The following is a 20,230-nucleotide window of genomic DNA, read 5'->3' on the forward strand; positions in this document are numbered from 1 at the left end:
GCCCCGCACCTGAACATCCCACTTCGCAGCAATCCGCCCCGCCGCACAGCGCGGTGGGGCGGATTCGCCAACAGCGTCCCCCGCCGAAGGCGGGGGTGCGGGGGCGAAGCGGCCGGTGACGGTGCGGCGGGCCGTCCCTACGGCTCCACGCCGTCGGCCAGGTCCTCCAGACCTCGGCGGTCGAGCAGGTCGAGGCGTTGGCCCTCCGGCGAGTCGGACCGCTTGACCAGGCCCTTGCGCTCCAGGTGGCCCATCGTCTTGCGGAGCCGCTCGGTCGCCAGCGAGCCCTTGCCCTTGGCCGCGAACTCGGTCTTCTGCTCGGGGGCCAGGGTCGGCGCGACGGTCTTCTTCCACACCGTCAGCAGCGCGGAGCGCGGGACCGAGGTCGCGTCGCCGGCCACGTCCAGGATGATGCCGGCCAGCACGCGGCCCAGGTCGTCCTGCCGCGCCGCGTGCCGCTGGACCAGGTCCTCCACCGACGTGCGGTCCTCGCCCCCGGCGCTGCCCGGCACGTCCAGCGCGGCCAGCCGGTCCCACAGCGCCCGGTCGGACGCGGCCGGCTCGGCGCCGGAGGCGAGCACGGCGGCGCGGTGCGCGTCGATCGCGGACCCCAGGGCGAGCACCAGGTCCGTCAGCTCGTCGCGGACGTCGTCGCCGCGCAGCCGGCGGGCGGCCTGCGCGATCGACCGGTGCTGCTCGCGCAGCATCGTCTCGAAGTGGGCGGTCTTGGTGGCGCGGGTGGCGTCCTCGGCCGCGTCGCGCTGGTAGTCGGCCTGCGAGATCTCGCCGGCGAGCGCCTGGACGCGGGCCTTGGCGCGCTGGGCCGTGCGGTGCGTGCGCGCGACGGCGATCCGGTCGAGCATCGCCCGCACGACCCGGTCGGTCTGCTCGACGTGGGAGTCGGCGGCGAGCAGCCGCCACGCCTCGGCGTCCCGGCTGCGCAGCGCGGCGTTGATGTAGCGGTAGGCGGCCGGGTCGTCGTCGGGCGGGTAGGGCAGTGTCACGTGTCGGTCCTCGGTAGTGGCTGCGGACCCAGCGGGGGTGACGGGGCCGTGGACAAGGGTGCCCGGCCGGGTCCGGGCACGCCGCCCCGGGGTGGCACCCCGTCCGGGCACCGCAGGTGGTAGCGCGCCGGGCTCAGTCCCACCAGAACGTCCACGAGTGGTCGCCGACCAGCCTCTCCGCGTACGCCTGGAGGGTGTGCGGCTCGCCGTCCTGCCAGACGTTGTCCGGGCACAGTGCGAAGTGCTCGGCGGCCACCGCCACGGCTTCCTCCCGGGTGGCGGGTGGCGCGGCGACCGCGAGCAGGAGGGTGGCGAAGCCGACCGCGACGACCCGCGCGCCGAACCGGTCCTCCCAGCTGCGCAGCACCGCCGACAGCTCCGCCGCGTCCTGCGTGTAGTTGGCCGGTCCCAGCCAGCCGGCCGCCGTCACGGCGTCGGCGGCGCGGTCGGCCGCGACCAGGCCCAGCCGCACCGTCGGGTGCCCGGCCCGGATGTGCTCGGCCAGGCCGTCGGCGATCCGGCCGGGGTCGGCCGCGACCGGCCGCGCGGGGGCGAGCCCCGGCCACCGCCGGCCGTAGGGCGCGGTCACGGCGTCCCGCTCCCCCGGCGTGAGGGCGTCGTCGGGGTCCTCCCCGGTGTGCTCGGCCCACCAGCGGGCGAGCAGCGCGGCGGGGTCGTGGGCGGCGGGCGAGGACATCCGGCCGGGTGCCACCTCGCCGTTGCCCCACGGCCGGTAGTCCGGCTCCTCGTCGTCCAGCGCGTCCAGCAGCAGCGGCCACAGCCCCGACCGGGCGTGCTCGGCCCGCAGCCGGGCCCACAGCCCCTCGGGGACGGGTCCGTCGCCCAGCCAGAACGCGGCGCGGCCACCGTTCTCCCCGGGGACCACGGGGCGTCCGGGCGGCAGCGGGACCGACAGCGTCCGGCCCGCGTCGGCACCTCCGGCGAACAGCGCGCGGAGGTCGGCGGGCAACGGCGGTTCAGTGATCACGCCGGGGATCGTAGGCGGTGGGCACGGCCGGCGGACCCGCGTTCGCCGGAGTTCCGCCGCCGAGCGCACCCACCGGCCACGCCGCGTGCCGGGCGGTGCACCCGGCAGCGCCGCTACCATCTCGCTGGATGTGGTCCTCGTAGCGGTGGAGGTTGACGGATGCCCGTAGAGGGTCCACGGGCGAAGAGCGTCGGCCGGCCACCGCGCCTGTCCCTGGAGGCGATCATCGCCGCGGCGGACCGCATCCTGGAAGCCGAGGGTTCCGAGAAGCTGTCGATGCGACGCCTGGCGCGCGAGATGGACAGCGCGCCGATGGCGCTGTACTACCACGTGCGCGACAAGGACGAGCTGCTGCTGCTCGTGATGGAGGCGCACGCCCGGCGGATGCCGCGCCCGGAGTTCCCGGACGACCCGCGCGAACGGCTGGTGGAGGCCGCCGTGCTGCTCTACGGAATGCTCTCCGAGCGGCCGTGGATCGTGGAGGTGCTGACCGGCGACGACCTCATCGGACCCTCGGCGCTGTGGGTGGTGGAGGTGATGGTCGGGGCCGCCGTGGACTACGGCCACACCCCGGAGGAGGCCGTCTTCGTCTACCGCGCGGTCTGGTTCTACATCGTCGGCGACCTGATCATCCGGGTGAACAGCGCACGCCGCCGCGCCCGTCCGGGCAAGCTGGTCTACCAGGACCAGGTGATCGCCGACCTGGAGGCCGGCACGCACCCCCGGCTCGCCGAGGTGGCCGACCGCTGGGCGGAGATCACCGACCGGGACACCCACCGGCAAGGGCTGACCGCGCTGGTGGACGGCCTGCTGCCGCGCCGCCCGCCCCCCTGACCACCCGGCACGGCGCCTCCCGACGCCGCGAACCCCGGGGCTGCGACGTCCCTACGCGCCCTGTCCGGCACCTCCACCGAGAGCGCTGTTCCGCGCCGCCCCGGGATCACGTGTGCGTCGCCGGGGCGTGTCCGCCGGCTTCCCAGAACCCGGCGTAGCGACCGTCCCGGCGCAGCAGCTCGTCGTGGGTGCCCTGCTCCACGATTCGGCCGCCGTCCGGGAACGCGATCCGGTCGGCGCTCCGGACGGTCCGCAGCCGGTGCGCCACCACCACGACGGTCCGGCCGGCCGCGAGGCGCTCGACGCCCTCGTGCGCGGCGGCCTCGTTGACCGGGTCCAACGCCGAAGTCACCTCGTCCAGCAGCACGGTCGGCGCGTCCTCCAGCAGCGCCCGCGCGATCAACTGCAACAGCGTGCTCTTGCCCGCGCCCGACGGTCCGACCACGGCGAGCCGCTGCCCCTGCGGCACCGACAGCGACACCCCGCCGACCACCTCGCGCGCAGCTCGACGCGGTGGCCCTGCGGCAGGACCGGTGTCGCGGGTTCCGGGAGCAGCGGCTCGTCCAGCACGCCAGTGATCCGGCCGACCGCGCGCCCGGCGGCCTGAAGGTCGTCGAAACCGTGACCGGGGGCGGCCACCGGGGCGGTCGGCCCGAGCCCCAGCAGCAGGAACGGCACGAGGTCGACCGGGGCGAGGCCGCCGGACCCGACCAGTGCCGCGCCGGAGAGCAGGTAGACCAGCGAGGCCACCGGCATCACGAACACGGAGACGAGTCCGCCTGGGGCGTGGGCGATGAACGGGTGCACCGCGCTCACGACCTTGGCCGGCTCGCCCGTCCGCCGCCGGGAGAACCAGCCGAGCGGCACGCGCCCCAGGTGGGCGGCCGGCCGCAGGCGCAGGCCCAGTTGCACGTCGCCGTCGAGGAGGTGGCCGAGCCCGGAAAGCGCGCCGACGACTTGCAGGGCCACGACAGTGACGAAGGCCGGGACGTGCGGGCGCAGCAGCCGCGCACGTCCCGGTTCCGGCACCGGACCGCCCTCCGACAGCGGTGCGGACCGCTCCCCCACCTCGGCGAGGTCGAGGGCACTCATAAGCCCCCAGCCTTTGGTACGCGTACGATAAATCAACGCGGCCAGGGACCAAGAAGGGGCGGTGCTGTCGGAACGGGTCGGCGACCGGGGCGACCTCGGGCCGGTGACGCGGCGGCCAGGCACCGCGATTCGGGCGGTCGGGCCTACCGGCCTTGGCGGGGCAGCCGGGCGACGTCGCGGTAGAACTCGTCCACCCGGTTCACCAGCGTGGAGAAGTCGTCCGGGTCGACGGGCTTGGTGAGGTAGGCGTTGGCGTGCGACTGGTAGGTCCGCACGATGTCCTCGGTCGCGTCGGACGTCGTCAGCACCACCACCGGGATGGACCGCAGGTCGGGGTCGGACTTGATGTGCGCCAACACCTCCCGCCCGTCCATCCTCGGCAGGTTCAGGTCCAGCAGGACCACGTCGGGCCGTGGCGCGGAGGAGTGCTCGCCCGCCCGGTACAGGAAGGACACCGCCTCCGCGCCGTCGGACACCGTGTGCAGGCGGGGGTTGCGCCCGCGCTCGCGCAGCGCTTCCGTGATCAGCACGACGTCACCCGGGTCGTCCTCGACCAGCAGGACCGTCAACGGGGCGGGCGGACCGGCGTCGCCGGGGAAGGACCTCATGACACACCTCGGGACTTCGCAGGACACGCCGGGCGGGAGCCTCGGCGGGGGTCTCCGCGTCATCGCCGGCGATCGCCGTCCACCGTGCGCGCAGGCGCGGGACGGGCGGGGGCCGGAGCCGACACGGAGTACTCGCGCCCTGTCGACTCAAGGCGGCACCGGACTGTACCCGGCCGGGTGGCGCGGTGTCCCCTCCCGGGGGACGGTGCCGGCAGCGGTGCCCGTCGAGGGGGTGGACGCGGAGTCGGGTGGTCGGGGCGGTTCAGCCCTCGGGCCTGCCGGGCTGCTCGGGCACGACGATGTCCGCCCACACGGACTTGCCGACCAGCAGCGGCGACGTCCCCCAGGACGAGCAGAGCGCGTTGACCATCACCAGTCCCATGCCCCGGGTGTCGGCGATCCGCGACCGGCCCAGCACGGGCAGTTCCGACGAGCTGTCGTCCACCTCCACCCGGACGAGCCGGCGGTGCCGCAGCGGAGGCACCAGCCGCACCTCCAGCGCGTGCCGGCCGTGGTCGTAGGCGTTGCTCACCAGTTCGGTGACCACCAGCAGCACGTCACCCAGCGTGTCCCCGTCGACCTCGTCGTCCAGCAGCCGCTGCACCCAGCGGCGCACCTCGGCGAGCTGGTTGTCCCCGTCCGCCAGCACCCACTTCTGCACCTCGGAGGCCGGATGGTGGTCGTCCACGTTCACTGCGCCATGTCCGTCTCCTGTCCGGGGTCCGCCGGAACGGTTTCCCGGATCGAAGGCCGGCAAACCGCCCGCGCGGGAAGTGTGGCGGACACATCACCGACCCGTCCGGGGCATCCGGTCACCGGTGGTGACCGGAGCCGGCGGTCACGCCGCCGCGGCGGGTCCGGGGGTCACCGCTCGTCCGGGTCGAGCAGGGCGACCAGGTCCAGCACGTGGTGCGCGACGCTGCCCGGAGGGGCGGTGCAGGTCAGGCGCTGGCTGTTGGCCGAGCACCGCCCGCTGGCCTCGTGCAGCGCGCTCACCCCGGCGCTGGCCAACAACGTCACCCCCGCCAGGTCCACCCTCCGCGACGCCGCACCCGCCGCCGTCACCTTCAACAACGTGTCCCGCAGGTCTGGTGCGGTCGTCACGTCCACCGCGCCCCGGACCACCAACGTCGCCTCCGCGTCGTCCGCCGTCAACGCCGCCACGTACGGCTCCGGCTCTCGCTCCGCCTGCCGGGCGGGCACGGGCAGCGCCATCACCTGCGCGGGTCTGGTCGCGGCGGCGACCACCCGCACGGTCGTCCCGCCGGGTCCCCGGGTCACCACCAGCTCGTCGACCAGGTCCGCCGCCATCGCCAGGCCCAGCCCCCGGTGCGGGTCCGAGACCGGTCGCCGCCACGCGCCGTCGTCCGCCACGGTCACCACGACCCGGCCGTCGGCGGTCAGCTCCGCCTCGACGCGGAACTCGTGCACGCCCTCCGCCGAGTCCGGGTGCGCGTGCTCCACCGCGTTGGTCACCACCTCGCCCACCGCGTGCTGCACCGCCAGCACCCCCACCGCGTCGAGCCCCAGCCCGCCCAGCCACCCCGCCAGGCCCCGCCGCACCACGCCGATCGACCCCAGCACCGACGGCAGGCGCGCGTCCCAGCCGGCCACCACCGGACGCCGTCGCGCCACCAGCACCGTCACGTCGTCCGAGTACCCCGACTCCGCCACCAGGCCGTCCACCACGTACCCGCACAGCCGACCCGCCGACCCCGCCACCGGACCGGCCAGGCGAGCGCCCGCCAGCTCCGCCAGTTCCTCCTCCGCCTGCGCGGGCGTGCGGCCCGGCCGCTCCACCGCGCCGTCGGTGTACAGCAGCACCGTCCCGCCCTCGCCCACCACGACCGACGACTCGCGGTACCGGGAGCCGGTCACCAGCGGGCCGCCTCCGGCCGGTGCGAGGAACCGGTGCCCCGCAGGGGAGAGCACCAGGGGCGGTGGGTGACCGGCGGTCGCGTGAACCAGCTCGCCGGTCACCGGGTCCAGCACCGCGACGCACGCCGTGGCCACGCGCGCACCGGGCACCCGCGCCGCGAAGGCGTCCAGGTCCGACAGGGCCTCCGCCGGGCTGCGGCCGGCCGACAGGCGCTCGCACAGCACCGCCCGCAGCTGGCCCATCACCGCCGCCGCCGACACCCCGTGCCCCACGACGTCCCCCACCACCAGCGCCACCCGCCCGTGCCCGACGACGAACGCGTCGAACCAGTCACCGCCCGCCGCCACCTCGCGCTCCGCCGGCAGGTACCCCGCGCCCAGCTCCACGCCGGGCACCACGGGCAGGGACAGCGGCAGCAGGGCGCGCTGCGCCGAGTCCGGGCTGTCGGCGCGGCGGTCGCCCTCCCCGGTCGGGGTCACGTCCACCAGCTCCGCCAGCACCCCGCCGGCCACCGGCACCAGCACCAGGTCCAGGCAGCGCGAGATCGCGACGCCGTCCGCGTCCACCAGCCGCACGAGCCACTCGCGCGCGCGAAACGGCTTCCCGTCGGCCACCGGCGGACGTTCCAGCACGTCGAACGCCGAGCGACCGGACACGTCCCGGGACAGGAACGCACGCGCCACGGCGTTCACCGCGAGGGTCTCACCGCGCTTACCGAACACGACCAGGGGAACCGACGAATGCTCGAAACCGCGCAGGGCGGCGACGGTCGAACCCGCTGCGCCACCGCCCGCCCCGTCCATCGCCGTCCCAACCATGCCGCCTCCCAGACCGCGCCCCTGCGCAGATCCTCCCCCACCGCCCACCGCGAGGCGACACCACGGTCAGGACCACGAGCGCGTCGCGTCCTCCAGCGAGAGGTGCAGGTCGAACACGTCGTGCCCACCCGCCGCGCGCAGCACCAGCGCCGCCGCCGGTCCCACCACCACCGCCAACCGGCCACCGCCCGCCAGCCCGCGCAGCACCCGCACGCCCGCCGCCGACAGGTGCCCCACCTCGCGGAGGTCCACCACCACCGGGCCGCCCGGGGGCAGGCCGAGCAGCTCCTCGCCCAGCCGGACGGCCGACGCCGCGTCGATCTCGCCTCTCACGGCCACCACGCGGACCTGGGCGGGTTCGGTCGCGGGCCGGGTGCGCGGGTGTCGGCGGGAGTCGTCCACGCGGACACCTTTTCACCTCGCCGCAGCCGCGCGGGCGTGAACCCCGCGCCACGGGGTATTCCGCCGCCGAGTGGACTCGCAGGCAGGAGCAGAACCGTGGAGCAGCCGACCCCGCCGACACCGGCCCGACCCGAGCCCGTCCCGCCCAAGCCGACGCCACCCCCACCGGCCCGGCCACCGGAGACGCCACCCCCGCCGACCCAGCCCCCGCCGACCCAGCCGCCGACCGGGCCCGTGCCGACCCGGCCGGAGCCGTCCCGCCCGGCGGACCCGGGACGGCCACCGGCACCGGACCCGGATCGTCCTCCTGCGACGGAGCCGCCGGTCCCGCCGACGCCCGCCCCGCCACCGCCGACCCTGCCCGATCCCCCTCCCCCGAACCGCTGACCGGACGACCGGCGAGACGCGCAACGGAAGGGGACGCTCGTGGACGGTGACGTCGAACTCCAGGTGGACGGGCAGATCAGACGGCTGCGGGTGGACAACCGGACGACGCTGCTCGACGCGTTGCGCGACGGGTTGGGCGTGACCGCGCCGAAGAAGGGCTGCGACCACGGCCAGTGCGGGGCGTGCACGGTGCTGCTCGACGGGAGGCGCGCGGTCACGTGCCTGTCGTTCGCGGTCGCGCACGACGGGGCGCGGATCACCACGGCGGCCGGGTTGGGCGAGGGCGGCGAGCCCCACCCCGTGCAGGAGGCGTTCCTGGAGCGCGACGCGTTCCAGTGCGGCTTCTGCACGCCCGGCCAGGTGTGCTCGGCGGTCGGGGTGCTGGACGAGGTCCGGTCCGGTCACCCCAGCGCGGTCACGCCGGACCTGACCGGCCCGGTCGAGCTGTCGGCCGAGGAGGTCCGCGAGCGGATGAGCGGCAACCTGTGCCGCTGCGGGGCGTACGTGAACATCGTGGCGGCGGTCCGGGACGGTGCCCGGTGATCCCGTTCGAGTACCGGCGGGCGGTCGACGTCGACGGCGCGGTCGCCGCCGTGGCGGAGCGCCCGGCGGTGGTGTTCCTGGCGGGCGGGACGAACCTGGTCGACCGGATGAAGCTCGGCGTCGCCGAGCCGGAGGCCCTCGTCGACATCAGCCGGCTGCCCTTGGATCAGGTCGAGGAGCTGCCCGGTGGCGGACTGCGGGTGGGCGCGACCGTGCGCAACAGCGACCTGGCCGCGCACCCGGCGGTCCGGCGGGACTACCCGGTGCTGTCGCGGGCCCTGCTGTCCGGGGCGTCCGGCCAGCTGCGGACCCTGGCGACGACCGGCGGCAACCTGCTCCAGCGCACGCGGTGCGCGTACTTCCAGGACCTCGGCACGCCGTGCAACAAGCGCGTCCCGGGCACCGGGTGCTCCGCGATCGGCGGGCACACCAGGGGGCACGCGGTCCTCGGCGCGTCGGAGCACTGCGTGGCGGTGCACCCGTCGGACATGGCGGTGGCGATGGCGGCGCTGGACGCCGAGGTGCGCGTGAGCGGTCCGGGCGGGTCGCGCACGATCCCGGTGGTCGACCTGCACCGGTTGCCGGGCGACGAACCGGACCGCGACACCGTGCTGGCACCCGCCGACCTGATCACGGCGGTGGATCTGCCGCCGCTGCCCCGGGATGCGCGCTCGCTGTACCGGAAGGTGCGCGACCGGGCGTCATACGCGTTCGCGCTGGTGTCGGTCGCGGCCGTGCTGGAGGTCGCGGACGGGGCGGTGCGCGACGTGCGGATCGCGCTCGGCGGCGTGGCCCACAAACCGTGGCGCGCGCGGAAAGCGGAGGACGTGCTGCGCGGCGGTCCGGCCACTGTGGACGCGTTCCGGGAAGCGGCGGCGGCCGAACTCGCCGACGCGCACCCCCTGCCGGGCAACGCCTTCAAAGTCGCGCTGGCGCGCAACACGATCGTCGCCGCGTTGCGGGACCTGACCGAGGAGACGCGATGACGGACCTGCTGCGACCACGGGTGCTGGGCACCGGTCCGCGACGCGTCGACGGCCCGGCGAAGGTCACCGGCACCGCTCCCTACGCGAACGACCAGCCGGTCGACTCCCCCGCCCACGCGTGGCTGGTGCAGGCCGACGTCGCCCGGGGTGTGGTGACCTCGATCGACGTGGAGCGGGCCACCGCGCTGGACGGCGTGCTGGCCGTGCTCTCGCCGGACAACGCGCCGCGCCTGGCCGACACCGACGACGGCGAGCTGGCCGCGTTCCAGTCGCACGACGTGGACTTCCGGGGGCAGGCCGTGGCCGTCGTGGTCGCCCGCACCCCGGAGGTCGCCCGGCACGCGGCCTCGCTCGTCCGCGTGGAGGTCGACCAGCGCCCGCACGACGTGCACCTCAGCGCCGACCGGGACGACCTCTACGCGCCGGACGAGGTGAACGGCGGCTTCGAGACCGACACCGCCCAAGGCGACGTGGCGGCCGGGCTCGCCGAGGCGGTGCACGTGGTCGACCACACGTACACGACGGCCTGGTACAACAACAACCCGTTGGAACCCCACGCCACCACGGCGCTGTGGTCGGACGGCGAGCTGTCGCTGTACGAGTCCACCCAAGGCGTGTACACCACGCGGGAGGCCGTCGCCAAGACGCTCGGCCTGCCCCCGGAGCGCGTCCACGTCGTCTGCCCGCACGTCGGCGGCGGTTTCGGGGCCAAGGGCACGCCGCACGTCCACACCGTCATCGCGGCCCTGGCCGCCCGCGCCGTCCCCGGCACCCCCGTCAAGCTCGCGCTCACCCGTCAGCAGATGTTCGCCCTGGTCGGCTACCGCACGCCGACGATCACCCGGGTGCGGCTGGGCTGCGCCGGGGACGGGCGGCTGACCGCCGTCGCGGTGGACACCGTCGGCCAGACCTCCCGGTTCAAGGAGTTCGCCGAGCAGACGGCCGTGCCCAGCCGCACCATGTACGCCGCGCCGCACCGCGCCGACACGCACCGGTTGGCCGCGCTCGACGTCCCGGTGCCGTCGTGGATGCGCGCCCCCGGCGAGTGCCCCGGGATGTTCGGCCCGGAGGTCGCCGTGGACGAGCTGGCCGCCGCGTGCGGCGTCGACCCGGTCGAGTTCCGGGTGCGCAACGAACCCGAGGTCGAGCCCGGCTCCGGCAAGCCGTTCTCCAGCCGCAACCTGGTGGCCTGCCTGCGCGAGGGCGCCCGCCGGTTCGGCTGGGCGGACCGCGACCCGGCACCGCGCGCGCGGCAGGAGGCGGGGTGGCTGGTCGGCACGGGCGTGGCGGCCTCGACCTACCCGGTGAACCACTCACCGGGGTCCGTGGCGGCGATCCGGACCGACGGCGCGGGCCGCTACCGCGTCGCCATCGGGGCCGCCGACCTCGGCACCGGCACGTGGACGTCGCTGGCCCAGGTCGCGGCCGACGCGCTCGGCGTCGACCTCGCCGACGTCGACCTGCGGATCGGGGACACCGCGCTGCCCAAGGCGACCGTGGCCGGCGGGTCGTCCGGCATCACGTCGTGGGGTTCGGCGGTGGTGGCCGCCGCGCGGGAGTTCCGCGAGAAGTTCGGCGCGCACCCGGCCGAGGGCGACGAGGTGCGCGCGTCCGCGCCCGAGCCGTCCGCGCCGGACCACTACGCCCTGCACGCCTTCGGCGCGCAGTTCGCCGAGGTCCGGGTGCACGTGGACACCGGGGAGGTGCGGGTGCCGCGCCTGCTCGGCGTGTTCGCGGTCGGCCGCGTCGTCAACCCCCGGCTGGCCCGCTCGCAGCTCGTCGGCGGCATGACCATGGGCCTGTCCATGGCGCTGCACGAGGCGAGCCTGCTCGACGAGCGCTTCGGGCACGTGGTGAACCACGACTTCGCGGAGTACCACATCGCCACCAACCGGGACGTGCCTGACGTGGAGGCGCACTGGGTCGAGGAGCACGACCCGCACACCAACCCGATGGGCACCAAGGGCGTCGGCGAGATCGGCATCGTCGGCACGGCCGCCGCCGTCGTGAACGCGGCGCACCACGCCACCGGCGTCCGGGTGCGGGACCTGCCCGTCACCCTCGACCACTTCCTCCGCTGAACCGTCCCGGTAGGACGGCACGGGCGGAACCTCCTGTCAAGCACCCGATGTGACGACGGGTGACGCAGTGCCGGGTCTGGTTGCAGGCGACCGCGTGGCCGCTATGGTGGGCCGGAACCCACGGTCACGCGTACGTCATCAAGCGTAGTTCCAGCCGCCTGGGAGGGCGCGTGAAAATCGCCGTCGTCACCGAAGCCGACGACCTCGTGGACGCCGCGCTCGCCGGACTCGGGCACGACGTGGACGTCGAGCAGGTCCCGGCGGCGGCACGCGGCACGGCGGAACGCCTGCTGGACAAGTGGCGCCTCGCCCCGCCCGACGTGGTGCACGCCCGCAGCGCCGCCGCCGGCGTGCCCGCGCTGCTCGCCGCGCACGAGCTGGGCCTGCCGACGGTCCAGTCCTACGGCGGGATCGCGGTCGGGGGTCCCGGCGGCGACCCGGAGCGCACCAGGGCAGAGCGGCTGACCGGGCGCGAGGCCACCCACGTGATCGCGGTGGGCACCGGGCAGCGGGCCGACCTGCTCTGCCTGGGCGTGAAGCGGGCCGACGTCACCGTGGTGCCGCTCGCCGTGGACACCGACGTCTTCCGGCCGGACGGCCCCACCGCGCCACGGGACCGGCGGCACCGGCTGGTCGTGGTCGGCGAAGTCCGGTCCGACCGGGGCTTCCAGGACGTGGTGACCGCCCTGCGCTCGCTGCCCGAGGCCGAACTCGTCGTCGCCGCCGGCGACGACGGGCCCGACGGGCGGCGGCTGACCACCCACGCCCACGTCTGCGGCGTGGAGAAGCGGGTGCGGTTCGAGGCCGACCCCGACCTGCCGGCGCTGCTGCGCTCGGCCGACGTCGTGGTGTGCCCGGCCCGGTGCGAACCCGACCCGACCACCGCGCTGCGCGCAATGGCGTGCGGCGTGCCGGTGGTGGCCGCCGCCACCGACGTGCTGGTGGAGACCGTCGTGGACGGCGTGACGGGGAGTCTCGTGCCGCCACGTGACACCACCTCCCTGGCACGGGCGTTGCGGGACCTGCTGCCCGCGAAGGCCCGGCGCGAGGCGTACGGCACGGCGGCCGTGGACCGCGTCCAGGTCCGGCACTCGGTCGAGCGCGTCGCCGCCGCGACCGAGCAGGTGCTCGAAGCGGTCCTCTCCGCCGTCCGGGGCCCGAAGCGGCAGCCCTCCGGCAAGGCGGTCGCCACCACCACCTCCCGCTGACCCCGGCCCGCCTGCGACCGGTCGAGCGCGCGCCGGGCCCGCTCCTCAGGCGTGCGCCGGGACGGGCAGGCGGAGGGCGAAGTGGTTGAGCGTCGCGGGCAGGGGCGGGTGCAGGACCGGGCTCACCACGTGCTCGCGCAGCGCGTCCAGCACCAGCCCCGCCGTGACCAGCACCAGGTCCCGCCCCGGGCACACGCCCGGCCCGCCGCTGAACGGCACCAGCGCGGGGCCGCCGGCCGGCCACAGGTCCGGGCGGTACTCGTCGCCCGCCATCCGGTGGAAGTACGGCGTGAACACCACGAAGGTGGTTTCCTCGGGCAGCCACACATCACCCCACCGGGTGGCGATCGTGCTCTCCCGGAGGATCACCGGGGTGGTCGGCCACAGCCGTGCCGATTCGAGGATCCCCTCCGCACCGCTGCCGCCGAGGGCGAGCGCCCGCAGGGTGACGATCGCGGCGGCGTCGAACGCGAACAGCCAGTGCGGCACCTGGTCCACCAGGTCGTCGACGGACGCGGTCGCCGCCAGGCTGCCCGGCTCGCGGCGCTCCAGGTGCGCGCGCAACCGCCGTTCGAACGCCTCGCGCAGGCCCCGCCGGCGCGGGTGCAGGTAGGCCCAGTTCCCGTCGCCGCGCAGCTTCTTCAGCTCGTCGGTCAGCCGCTCGTCGGCGCGGGCCCCGCTGCCGAGCACGAGCCGCCGCACCAGGCGCCACCAGCCCTGGGCGAACCCGTCCCAGGTCAGCTCGCCGGTGCTGTGCACGTGCCGGACGAGCAGGTCCACCTCGTCCCGCACGACCTCCTCGACGTCGAGGCCCTCCGGCCGCAACGCGGCCTCGACCACCCGCCTGCGCCGCTCCCGTTGGGCACCCCGGGAGATGAGCACGCCGTGCGGCTGGAAGTGCCGCAGCGCGGCCCGCTTCTCCCGGGTGGCCAACGCGAACGGCTCGGGCGAGCCGTCGAGCAGGCGGGCCACGTCGGACGGGTCGAGGAGCAGGGCGACGCTGCGCCCGGTCACCCGCAGGCGGAGCGGCGCGGAGCCGTAGCGGGTGCGGAAGGACCGCATCGTGTCAACGGCGGTGGCGTCCACTTGGGCCCGTTCGGCGAGCGCCATCACGCCGGGGCGGCGCACGATGACACCCTTGGCGAGCGTGGGCAGCAGGACCTTCCCGAACGCGCGCCCGGTGTCCACTCGGCTTGCCACGGCCATGACGTCCTCCTCGTGCCTGCCGCAGTTACAGGTAGGAGCTTTCCCACAGCGCGATTCGCAAACATGTGGAATCGCGGACGCGAGGGTGTTCTTCCGAACAGGCCGGGGTTGGGTGAGGTGGAGCGGGTACCCGGTGGGCGTGCAGACGTTCCTCCCCTCTCCCGACTTCGTCGCCACCGCGCGGGTCCTCGACCACCGTCGGCTGGGCAAGCAGCGGGTCGAGGCGATCCAGGTGCTGCGCGGGTTGCTGGTGCCCGGCTACGGCTGGCGGCACCACCCGGCGGTCGCCATGTGGGCCGGGTACGAGGAGGCGCTCGTGCGGTACGGGTTGGACGTCTGCGCCGCCTGGTGCGCCATCGGCCACGCCGACACGTGCGCCACGACCCTGCGCGCCGACCTGACCGCCGGCCTCGGCGAGGTCGAGGTGCGCGAGCAGGCGGAGCTGGCCGCCGCCGGTGAGCTGCCCCCGTGGCTGGGCGACGACCACGTGCACCGCAGCCACCGCTCCGCCCTGGTGCGCAAGGACCCCGCCCACTACGGGCCGCTGTTCCCCGACGTGCCGCCGGACCTGGCGTACGTGTGGCCGGCGTCCGACCGCGCCCGCCGCGTCGCATGACCACCGCGCCGAGCGGGTAGCCGAGCGGGAACGGGTCCCGGATGGACGGAGAGAACCTCGTGGCCGACCGCATTTCGGACATCTGGGGCACCCGCACCCCGCACGCCCGGGACACCCCGTGGCCCGTGCGGGTGGACCTGCACCTCGAACGAGGGGTCGCGGAGTCCGACGTGGACCGCTGGGTGCAGTCGGCGTGCGTGCTGTGCAGCAACGGCTGCGGCTGTGACATCGCGGTCAAGGACGGCCGAATGGTCGGGGTGCGCGGTCGGGCCGGCGACGTGGTCAACCACGGGCGGCTGGGGCCGAAGGGCCTGTACGGCTCGTGGCAGTGGCAGCGCTCCGACCGGCTGACCCACCCGCTGGTGCGGCGCGGCGGCGAGCTGGTCGAGTCCGACTGGGACACCGCCATGGACCTGGTCGTGCAGCGCTCGACAGCGCTGCTCCGGGAGACCGGCCCCCTGTCGCACGGCTTCTACACCAGCGGCCAGTTGTTCCTGGAGGAGTACTACACGCTCGGCGTGATCGGCAAAGCCGGCGTGGGCACGCCGCACATGGACGGCAACACCCGGCTGTGCACGGCCACCGCCGCCGCCGCGATGAAGGAGAGCTTCGGCTCCGACGGCCAGCCCGGCAGCTACACCGACGTCGACTCCTGCGACGCGCTGTTCCTGTTCGGCCACAACATGGCCGAGACGCAGACCGTGCTGTGGGCCCGCGTGCTGGACCGGCTGGCCGGTCCGGACCGCCCGCTGCTGGTCGTGGTGGACCCGCGCCGGACCAAGGTCGCCGAAGCCGCCGAGGAGCACGGCGGCGTGCACCTGGCCCCGCTGCCCGGCACCAACCAGGCGCTGATGAACGGCCTGGTCCGGGAGCTGATCGCCCACGGCTGGGTGAACCACGACTACGTCGCGGCGCACACCCTCGGCTACGCCGAACTGGCCGCCACCGTGCAGCCCTGCACGCCCGAGCACGTCGCGCGCACCTGCCGGGTCGACCCGGACGACCTGCGCCGGGCGGCGCGGATCTTCGGCACCGCCGACCGCGTGCTGTCCACCGTGCTCCAGGGCTTCTACCAGTCCCACCAGGCCACCGCCGCGTCCTGCCAGGTCAACAACCTGCACCTGCTGCGCGGTCAGCTCGGTCGGCCGGGCTGCGGCGTGCTGCAGATGAACGGCCAGCCCACCGCCCAGAACACCCGGGAGGCCGGCGCGGACGGCGACCTGCCCGGCTTCCGCAACTGGGACAACCCGGCGCACGTCGAGCAGCTCGCCGCGCTGTGGAACGTCGACCCGCTGACCATCCCGCACTGGGCCCCGCCCACGCACGCCATGCAGATCTGGCGCTACGCCGAACAGGGCTCCATCCGGTTTCTGTGGATCTCCGCGACCAACCCCGCCGTGTCGCTGCCGGAGCTGGCGCGCATCCGCCGCGTCCTGGCGCGCGAGGACCTGTTCGTCGTGGTGCAGGACGGGTTCCGCACCGAGACCGCCGAGTTCGCCGACGTCGTGCTGCCGGCGGCGCTGTGGGGCGAGAAGCAGGGCACCTTCACCAACGTCAACCGGACCGTGCACCTGTCGGACAAGGCCGTGGAGCCGCCCGGCGAGGTCCGCCCCGACCTGGAGATCTTCCTCGACTACGCGCGCCGCATGGACTTCCGGGACCGGGACGGCGCACCGCTGGTCAAGTGGCAGGACGCCGAGGGCGCGTTCGACGCGTGGCGGGAGTGCAGCCGGGGCCGGCCGTGCGACTACACCGGCCTGTCCTACGACCGGTTGCGCGGTTCCGGCGGCATCCCGTGGCCGTGCGACGACGAGCACCCGGACGGCTGCGACCGGCTGTACGCGGACGGCGTGTTCCCGACTCACCCGGACGTGTGCGAGGACTTCGGCCACGACCTGCTGACCGGCGGCAACACCCCGCCCGAGCAGTACAGGGCGCAGCGACCGGACGGGCGGGCCTTCCTCAAGGGCGCCGAGTACACGCCGCCGCCCGAGGGGCCGGACGACGAGTACCCGTTCGTGGTCACCACCGGCCGTACGGCCTACCACTTCCACACCCGCACCAAGACCGGCCGCTCCCGGCAGTTGGACCGGGCGGCCCCGCGCCCGTGGGTGGAGCTGTCCGCCGCCGACGCCGCCGCCCTGGACGTGGCGGAGGGCGACCTGGTCCGGGTGGAGACGCGACGCGGGCGGGTGGAGGCCCCGGCCCGGATCGGGCGCGGGCGTGACGGGGTCGTGTTCGTGCCCTTCCACTACGGCTACTGGGACGACGACCACGGCGACCGGGACGGGGACGGCGGTCCGCACACGCGGGCCGCGAACGAGCTGACCGCCACCGAGTGGGACCCGGTGTCCAAGCAGCCGCTGTTCAAGTTCGCCTCGGCCCGGCTGACCAGGCTGGCCGACGCCGAGGGCCCCGCGCCCGCGCCCACCACAACGGCCTCCGCCCCGCACGCCGGCACGGCGCACCGCGTCCGCGCGGTGCCCGCCACGGCCGGCGAGGACGACGTGCGGGAGGACGTCGCGCCGGTCGAGCCGCCCGCCCCTCCCCCGACACCCGCGCGGACGCCGAACGTGCCGCACCCGGCGACGGAGGGCTGACCCGTGCACCTGGCCACCTACCTGGGACTGCTGCACACGTCCCTGACCACCCTCGCCGACGCGTTCCGCGAGGTCGCCCGAGGTCACGGCGAGGAACCCGACGTGCGGCTGACGTGCGAGACCCTGGCCGCGCGGACCGACGGCCAGGCCGGGGCACTGGCCCCGGTCGTGCGCCGCTACGGCGAGCACCGCGAGGCGGAACCCGAGCGCCTGCACGCCGCCGGCCTGGAATCGACCCGCAGCGGCCCGGTCGGCCTGCTGCGCGACCTGCAGGACCTCTACACGTTGGCGAGCCTGGCCGACATCACGTGGACCGTCGTCGGGCAGGCGGCGCAGGGCCTGCGCGACCGCGAACTGATCGACGTGGTCACCTCCTGCGAGCAGGACACCTCCCGCCAACTGGCCTGGTTGCGGACCCGCGTCAAGCAGGCCGCGCCCCAGGCCCTCATCGCCGCGCGGTGACCTCGCACGACCGGCCGCACCACCGACGTACCTACCGGGGCCTGCCGGCCCCGGCGGGCGACCGCCGACCGGTGGGCCGGTGGTGGGCCTTCCGGGGGCGCGATACGCTGGCCTGACTCTCGGGGGAGGTTCGCCACATGCCACCGATCGGAGTCGTCGAGGAGCGGTTCGGACAGGCGCTGCTCCTGCGGTTGACCGGGGACCTGGACGCCGCCGCGGTGATGGACTGCATCGACGCGATCCGCCAGGCCACCGCGTCCGCTCCGCCACCACGGCTGGTGGTGCTGGACCTGGCCGGGCTGGACCTCCTGTCCGCCGCCGGCATCCACGCGTTCGGCCGCCTCGCCCGCCTGCACGCCGAGTGCGGCGTGCGGACGGCGATCGTCAACGGCGAGGGCCTCGGGCCCGTGCTGGAACAGGTGCTGCGCCGGCAGGTCCCGGAGATCGGGCCCGCGCCCGACCCGCCGACCGGAGAACCCGGACCGGACGGCGGGCGGCCGGACGGGCTCGACCGGGCAACGCCGACAGGCCAGTCCTGACCTGCGAGAAGTGCCGCGCTCTCACTTCTTGCGGTCACCGACCGTCCACTGAGGACGCCCGAGGGCGGGTTGCCCGGTCGCGCGGAATTCGTCGGGGCGCGATTGGGCGGGAATGCGGAGGACGTCCGGCCCGGCCAACCACTCCCGCGCCGCCGCCAGGTTCGGCAGGGGCCACAAGCGCGGGAACAGCCCGGTGACGGCGATCGGCTTGAGCACCGCGCGGCAGTCCGCCACGATCGCGCACGGCACGCCGGCCGAGCGCGCGCACGCGGTGACGTCCAGCAGGACGTGCAGGACCGCCGCCGCGCAGAATTCCACGCCGGTCAGGTCGAGCACGAGCGCCGGCGGCCTCCCGGCGACCGCGTCGAGCAGCCGGACGCGCAGGACCCCGACGACGGCGGCGTCGAGATCGCCGGTCACCCGGACCACGGTGGCTTCGCCGAACGCGGTGGTCATCGTCGTGGCGGTGGTGTCGGGGGCGGTGCCGGCCATGGTCGTCGACCTCCTGCGGGGAACGGGGAGGCCGCACCTGCGACGTCTCCCGACCGTCTCGCGGGGTGGGGTGGCGGCGGGCTTGGCAGCACCGCGTCCACCGGACCCTACTCCTCCACCGACCCGCCGGCCGGCCGGAACGCGAGCGCAACGGCCCACCGACCTGCCACCCCCGCGCCCGCCGCAGGTGCGTCAGCCGCCCTTCCGGGCCGGCACCTCCACCAGCGAGGTCGCCCGCATGACCGGCAGCGCCACCTCGACCGGCGTCGACCACGGCCGGTCCTTCACGGCGTGGACCGGCGGGGTGGCCCCGGCGACGAGGTGGTGCACGCGCTCCACGTCCGAGAGCGCCAGGTCCTCGCTGTAGCACGACTCGGCGCGGTCCACGGCCGCGATGCCGTAGGCGAACCTGCGGGCGTCGTCGGCCAGCAGCCCGCGCAGCACCGACGCCAGGGCCCGCGCGTCCCGCCGGGGCACGAGCGTGCCGGTCACGCCGTCCACCACCGTCTCGGCCAGGCCGCCGACCTCGGTGGCCACCACCGGCGTCCCGCACGCCATCGCCTCCACCGCGACCGTGTAGCGCAGGCCGTCCCACGGGGCGCACACCACGACGTCGGCCGAGCGCAGCAGGTCGGGCATGGACGCCTGCGGTGCCGGCACCGCCAGCCGCACCCGGTCCGCGACGCCGCACGCCTCGGCGTGCGCCCGCAGCCAGCCGGTCGGGTCCGGGCCCATCACCGGCGACGGCCGGCCCACGACGACCAGCTCGGTGTCCGGGAGGGCGCTCAGCGCGGTCACCACGTCACCCAGGCCGCCGTAGGGCAGCAGCGCGCCGGCCGCGACCACGCGCTTGGCCAGCCGGCGCGGCGCGGTCGCCGCGCCGGGGCGGAAGCGCCGGGTGTCCACCGCGTGCGGCACCACGGTGACCCGGCCCCGGTGCACGCCCATCGCGGCCAGTTCGCGCAGCTCGGCCCGGGACGCGGCCACCACGTGCGCGACCCGCCGGCCGACCAGGCGCTCCAGGTTCATCCGCTCGGCCGACGTCGGCACCCACCGGCCGAACCTGCGCGCCACCGTGCCCAGCGAGTGGAACGACTGGACGACGGGCACGTCGGTGCCGTCGACGGCGGACACCGAGGCCAGCCCCGAGGTCCAGTGGTGGGCGTGCACGACGTCCGGCCGCTGCTCGCGGAGCCGGTCGGTCAGGAACTCGGCGAAACCGCCCAGCGTGCTGCCCTCCGCGTGGTCGGGGCAGTGCACGACCCGGTAGCCCGCGCGCACGTCCACCACGTCCGGCGCGGCGGGGTCGTGCCGCCGGGTGTGGACAACCACCTCGTGGCCCCGCCGGCTCAGCCCGGCCGCCAGCCACGAGACGTGCGCCCGGACGCCGAACGCCTGGACGTCGTCCGCGCCGACGTGCTCCGCTACGAGTGCGATCTTCAAGAGTCCCCTCCGCTCCCCCGCGCACAGGAGCCGCGCGGAGTT

Annotated in this window: 20 protein-coding genes; 9 read left to right on the forward strand and 11 right to left on the reverse strand. The window is 75.4% G+C overall.

The genetic code is table 11. The annotated features are described in order from the left end of the window. Nucleotides 1–137: 137 nt before the first annotated feature. Both AB0I60_RS00320 and AB0I60_RS00325 read right to left on the reverse strand, forming a co-directional pair. Nucleotides 138–1,004, reverse strand: coding sequence for a hypothetical protein (locus AB0I60_RS00320; RefSeq protein WP_360724527.1), 867 nt, complete (start codon nucleotides 1,002–1,004; stop codon nucleotides 138–140). A 133-nt stretch (nucleotides 1,005–1,137) separates the two neighbouring features. After that, nucleotides 1,138–1,992: a DUF4253 domain-containing protein gene (locus AB0I60_RS00325; protein ID WP_360724529.1), complete on the reverse strand. Its 855-nt coding sequence runs from the start codon at nucleotides 1,990–1,992 to the stop codon at nucleotides 1,138–1,140. Nucleotides 1,993–2,151: 159 nt separating this feature from the next. On the opposite strand from AB0I60_RS00325, the gene AB0I60_RS00330 reads away from it, so the two are divergent. Then, nucleotides 2,152–2,826, forward strand: coding sequence for a TetR/AcrR family transcriptional regulator (locus AB0I60_RS00330; protein ID WP_360724531.1), 675 nt, complete (start codon nucleotides 2,152–2,154; stop codon nucleotides 2,824–2,826). Between the two features lie 106 nt (nucleotides 2,827–2,932). On the opposite strand, the gene AB0I60_RS00335 is transcribed toward AB0I60_RS00330, so the two are convergent. The 6 genes from AB0I60_RS00335 to AB0I60_RS00360 form a co-directional block, all read right to left on the reverse strand. Continuing rightward, nucleotides 2,933–3,271 (reverse strand): hypothetical protein, encoded by a 339-nt coding sequence (locus AB0I60_RS00335; protein WP_360724533.1) that lies wholly within the window; start codon nucleotides 3,269–3,271, stop codon nucleotides 2,933–2,935. Beyond that, nucleotides 3,226–3,918, reverse strand: coding sequence for a hypothetical protein (locus AB0I60_RS00340; protein ID WP_360724535.1), 693 nt, complete (start codon nucleotides 3,916–3,918; stop codon nucleotides 3,226–3,228). The genes AB0I60_RS00335 and AB0I60_RS00340 overlap by 46 nt, the downstream gene beginning before the upstream one ends. Before the next feature lie 143 nt (nucleotides 3,919–4,061). Next, nucleotides 4,062–4,526 (reverse strand): response regulator, encoded by a 465-nt coding sequence (locus AB0I60_RS00345; RefSeq protein WP_360724537.1) that lies wholly within the window; start codon nucleotides 4,524–4,526, stop codon nucleotides 4,062–4,064. A gap of 262 nt (nucleotides 4,527–4,788) precedes the next feature. Continuing rightward, nucleotides 4,789–5,214 (reverse strand): ATP-binding protein, encoded by a 426-nt coding sequence (locus tag AB0I60_RS00350; protein WP_360724539.1) that lies wholly within the window; start codon nucleotides 5,212–5,214, stop codon nucleotides 4,789–4,791. Nucleotides 5,215–5,390: 176 nt separating this feature from the next. Further along, nucleotides 5,391–7,223, reverse strand: a complete 1,833-nt coding sequence (locus AB0I60_RS00355; RefSeq protein ID WP_360724541.1) for a SpoIIE family protein phosphatase — start codon at nucleotides 7,221–7,223, stop codon at nucleotides 5,391–5,393. A gap of 66 nt (nucleotides 7,224–7,289) precedes the next feature. Further along, complete coding sequence (locus tag AB0I60_RS00360) at nucleotides 7,290–7,625, reverse strand: STAS domain-containing protein (protein WP_360724543.1); 336 nt, start codon at nucleotides 7,623–7,625, stop codon at nucleotides 7,290–7,292. A 426-nt stretch (nucleotides 7,626–8,051) separates the two neighbouring features. On the opposite strand from AB0I60_RS00360, the gene AB0I60_RS00365 reads away from it, so the two are divergent. The 4 genes from AB0I60_RS00365 (at nucleotide 8,052) to AB0I60_RS00380 (ending at nucleotide 12,830) form a co-directional block, all read left to right on the forward strand. After that, the gene (locus tag AB0I60_RS00365; RefSeq protein WP_360724545.1) at nucleotides 8,052–8,555 is read left to right on the forward strand and encodes a 2Fe-2S iron-sulfur cluster-binding protein; all 504 of its coding nucleotides are present in this window, start codon (nucleotides 8,052–8,054) and stop codon (nucleotides 8,553–8,555) included. After that, complete coding sequence (locus AB0I60_RS00370; RefSeq protein WP_360724547.1) at nucleotides 8,552–9,541, forward strand: xanthine dehydrogenase family protein subunit M; 990 nt, start codon at nucleotides 8,552–8,554, stop codon at nucleotides 9,539–9,541. Before AB0I60_RS00365 ends, AB0I60_RS00370 begins: the two co-directional genes overlap by 4 nt. Continuing rightward, nucleotides 9,538–11,622, forward strand: coding sequence for a xanthine dehydrogenase family protein molybdopterin-binding subunit (locus AB0I60_RS00375; protein WP_360724549.1), 2,085 nt, complete (start codon nucleotides 9,538–9,540; stop codon nucleotides 11,620–11,622). Before AB0I60_RS00370 ends, AB0I60_RS00375 begins: the two co-directional genes overlap by 4 nt. Before the next feature lie 170 nt (nucleotides 11,623–11,792). Further along, nucleotides 11,793–12,830, forward strand: a complete 1,038-nt coding sequence (locus tag AB0I60_RS00380; RefSeq protein ID WP_360724551.1) for a glycosyltransferase — start codon at nucleotides 11,793–11,795, stop codon at nucleotides 12,828–12,830. 45 nt (nucleotides 12,831–12,875) lie between these two features. On the opposite strand, the gene AB0I60_RS00385 is transcribed toward AB0I60_RS00380, so the two are convergent. Next, entirely contained in the window at nucleotides 12,876–14,036 is a 1,161-nt protein-coding gene (locus AB0I60_RS00385; RefSeq protein ID WP_360724553.1) for a cytochrome, read from the reverse strand. 139 nt (nucleotides 14,037–14,175) lie between these two features. Here AB0I60_RS00385 and AB0I60_RS00390 point away from each other — a divergent pair, with 139 nt between their 5' ends. The 4 genes from AB0I60_RS00390 to AB0I60_RS00405 all read left to right on the forward strand — a co-directional run bounded on the left by AB0I60_RS00390 (nucleotide 14,176) and on the right by AB0I60_RS00405 (nucleotide 18,253). Further along, complete coding sequence (locus tag AB0I60_RS00390) at nucleotides 14,176–14,652, forward strand: MSMEG_6728 family protein (protein WP_360725735.1); 477 nt, start codon at nucleotides 14,176–14,178, stop codon at nucleotides 14,650–14,652. 59 nt (nucleotides 14,653–14,711) lie between these two features. Beyond that, a complete protein-coding gene (locus AB0I60_RS00395) occupies nucleotides 14,712–17,252 on the forward strand; it encodes a nitrate reductase (protein ID WP_360725736.1) in 2,541 nt (846 codons plus the stop codon). 3 nt (nucleotides 17,253–17,255) lie between these two features. Next, nucleotides 17,256–17,714: a hypothetical protein gene (locus tag AB0I60_RS00400; RefSeq protein ID WP_360724555.1), complete on the forward strand. Its 459-nt coding sequence runs from the start codon at nucleotides 17,256–17,258 to the stop codon at nucleotides 17,712–17,714. A gap of 137 nt (nucleotides 17,715–17,851) precedes the next feature. After that, entirely contained in the window at nucleotides 17,852–18,253 is a 402-nt protein-coding gene (locus AB0I60_RS00405) for an STAS domain-containing protein (protein ID WP_360724557.1), read from the forward strand. Nucleotides 18,254–18,274: 21 nt separating this feature from the next. On the opposite strand, the gene AB0I60_RS00410 is transcribed toward AB0I60_RS00405, so the two are convergent. Both AB0I60_RS00410 and AB0I60_RS00415 read right to left on the reverse strand, forming a co-directional pair. Beyond that, complete coding sequence (locus AB0I60_RS00410) at nucleotides 18,275–18,745, reverse strand: STAS domain-containing protein (RefSeq protein ID WP_360724559.1); 471 nt, start codon at nucleotides 18,743–18,745, stop codon at nucleotides 18,275–18,277. 192 nt (nucleotides 18,746–18,937) lie between these two features. Next, nucleotides 18,938–20,188, reverse strand: a complete 1,251-nt coding sequence (locus AB0I60_RS00415; protein WP_360724561.1) for a glycosyltransferase — start codon at nucleotides 20,186–20,188, stop codon at nucleotides 18,938–18,940. Between the last annotated feature and the right edge of the window lie 42 nt (nucleotides 20,189–20,230).

The sequence above is a fragment of the Actinosynnema sp. NPDC050436 genome, from assembly GCF_040655415.1.
In the GTDB taxonomy this organism is placed as follows: Bacteria; Actinomycetota; Actinomycetes; order Mycobacteriales; family Pseudonocardiaceae; genus Actinosynnema.

Bases quoted from the DNA above. Each gene is read 5' to 3' on its own strand.
- AB0I60_RS00330 (WP_360724531.1), top strand. From the start codon at position 2,152: ATGCCCGTAGAGGGTCCACGGGCGAAGAGCGTCGGCCGGCCACCGCGC.
- AB0I60_RS00340 (WP_360724535.1), bottom strand. From the start codon at position 3,918: ATGAGTGCCCTCGACCTCGCCGAGGTGGGGGAGCGGTCCGCACCGCTG.
- AB0I60_RS00345 (WP_360724537.1), bottom strand. From the start codon at position 4,526: ATGAGGTCCTTCCCCGGCGACGCCGGTCCGCCCGCCCCGTTGACGGTC.
- AB0I60_RS00355 (WP_360724541.1), bottom strand. From the start codon at position 7,223: ATGGTTGGGACGGCGATGGACGGGGCGGGCGGTGGCGCAGCGGGTTCG.
- AB0I60_RS00375 (WP_360724549.1), top strand. From the start codon at position 9,538: ATGACGGACCTGCTGCGACCACGGGTGCTGGGCACCGGTCCGCGACGC.
- AB0I60_RS00385 (WP_360724553.1), bottom strand. From the start codon at position 14,036: ATGGCCGTGGCAAGCCGAGTGGACACCGGGCGCGCGTTCGGGAAGGTC.
- AB0I60_RS00405 (WP_360724557.1), top strand. From the start codon at position 17,852: ATGCCACCGATCGGAGTCGTCGAGGAGCGGTTCGGACAGGCGCTGCTC.
- AB0I60_RS00410 (WP_360724559.1), bottom strand. From the start codon at position 18,745: ATGGCCGGCACCGCCCCCGACACCACCGCCACGACGATGACCACCGCG.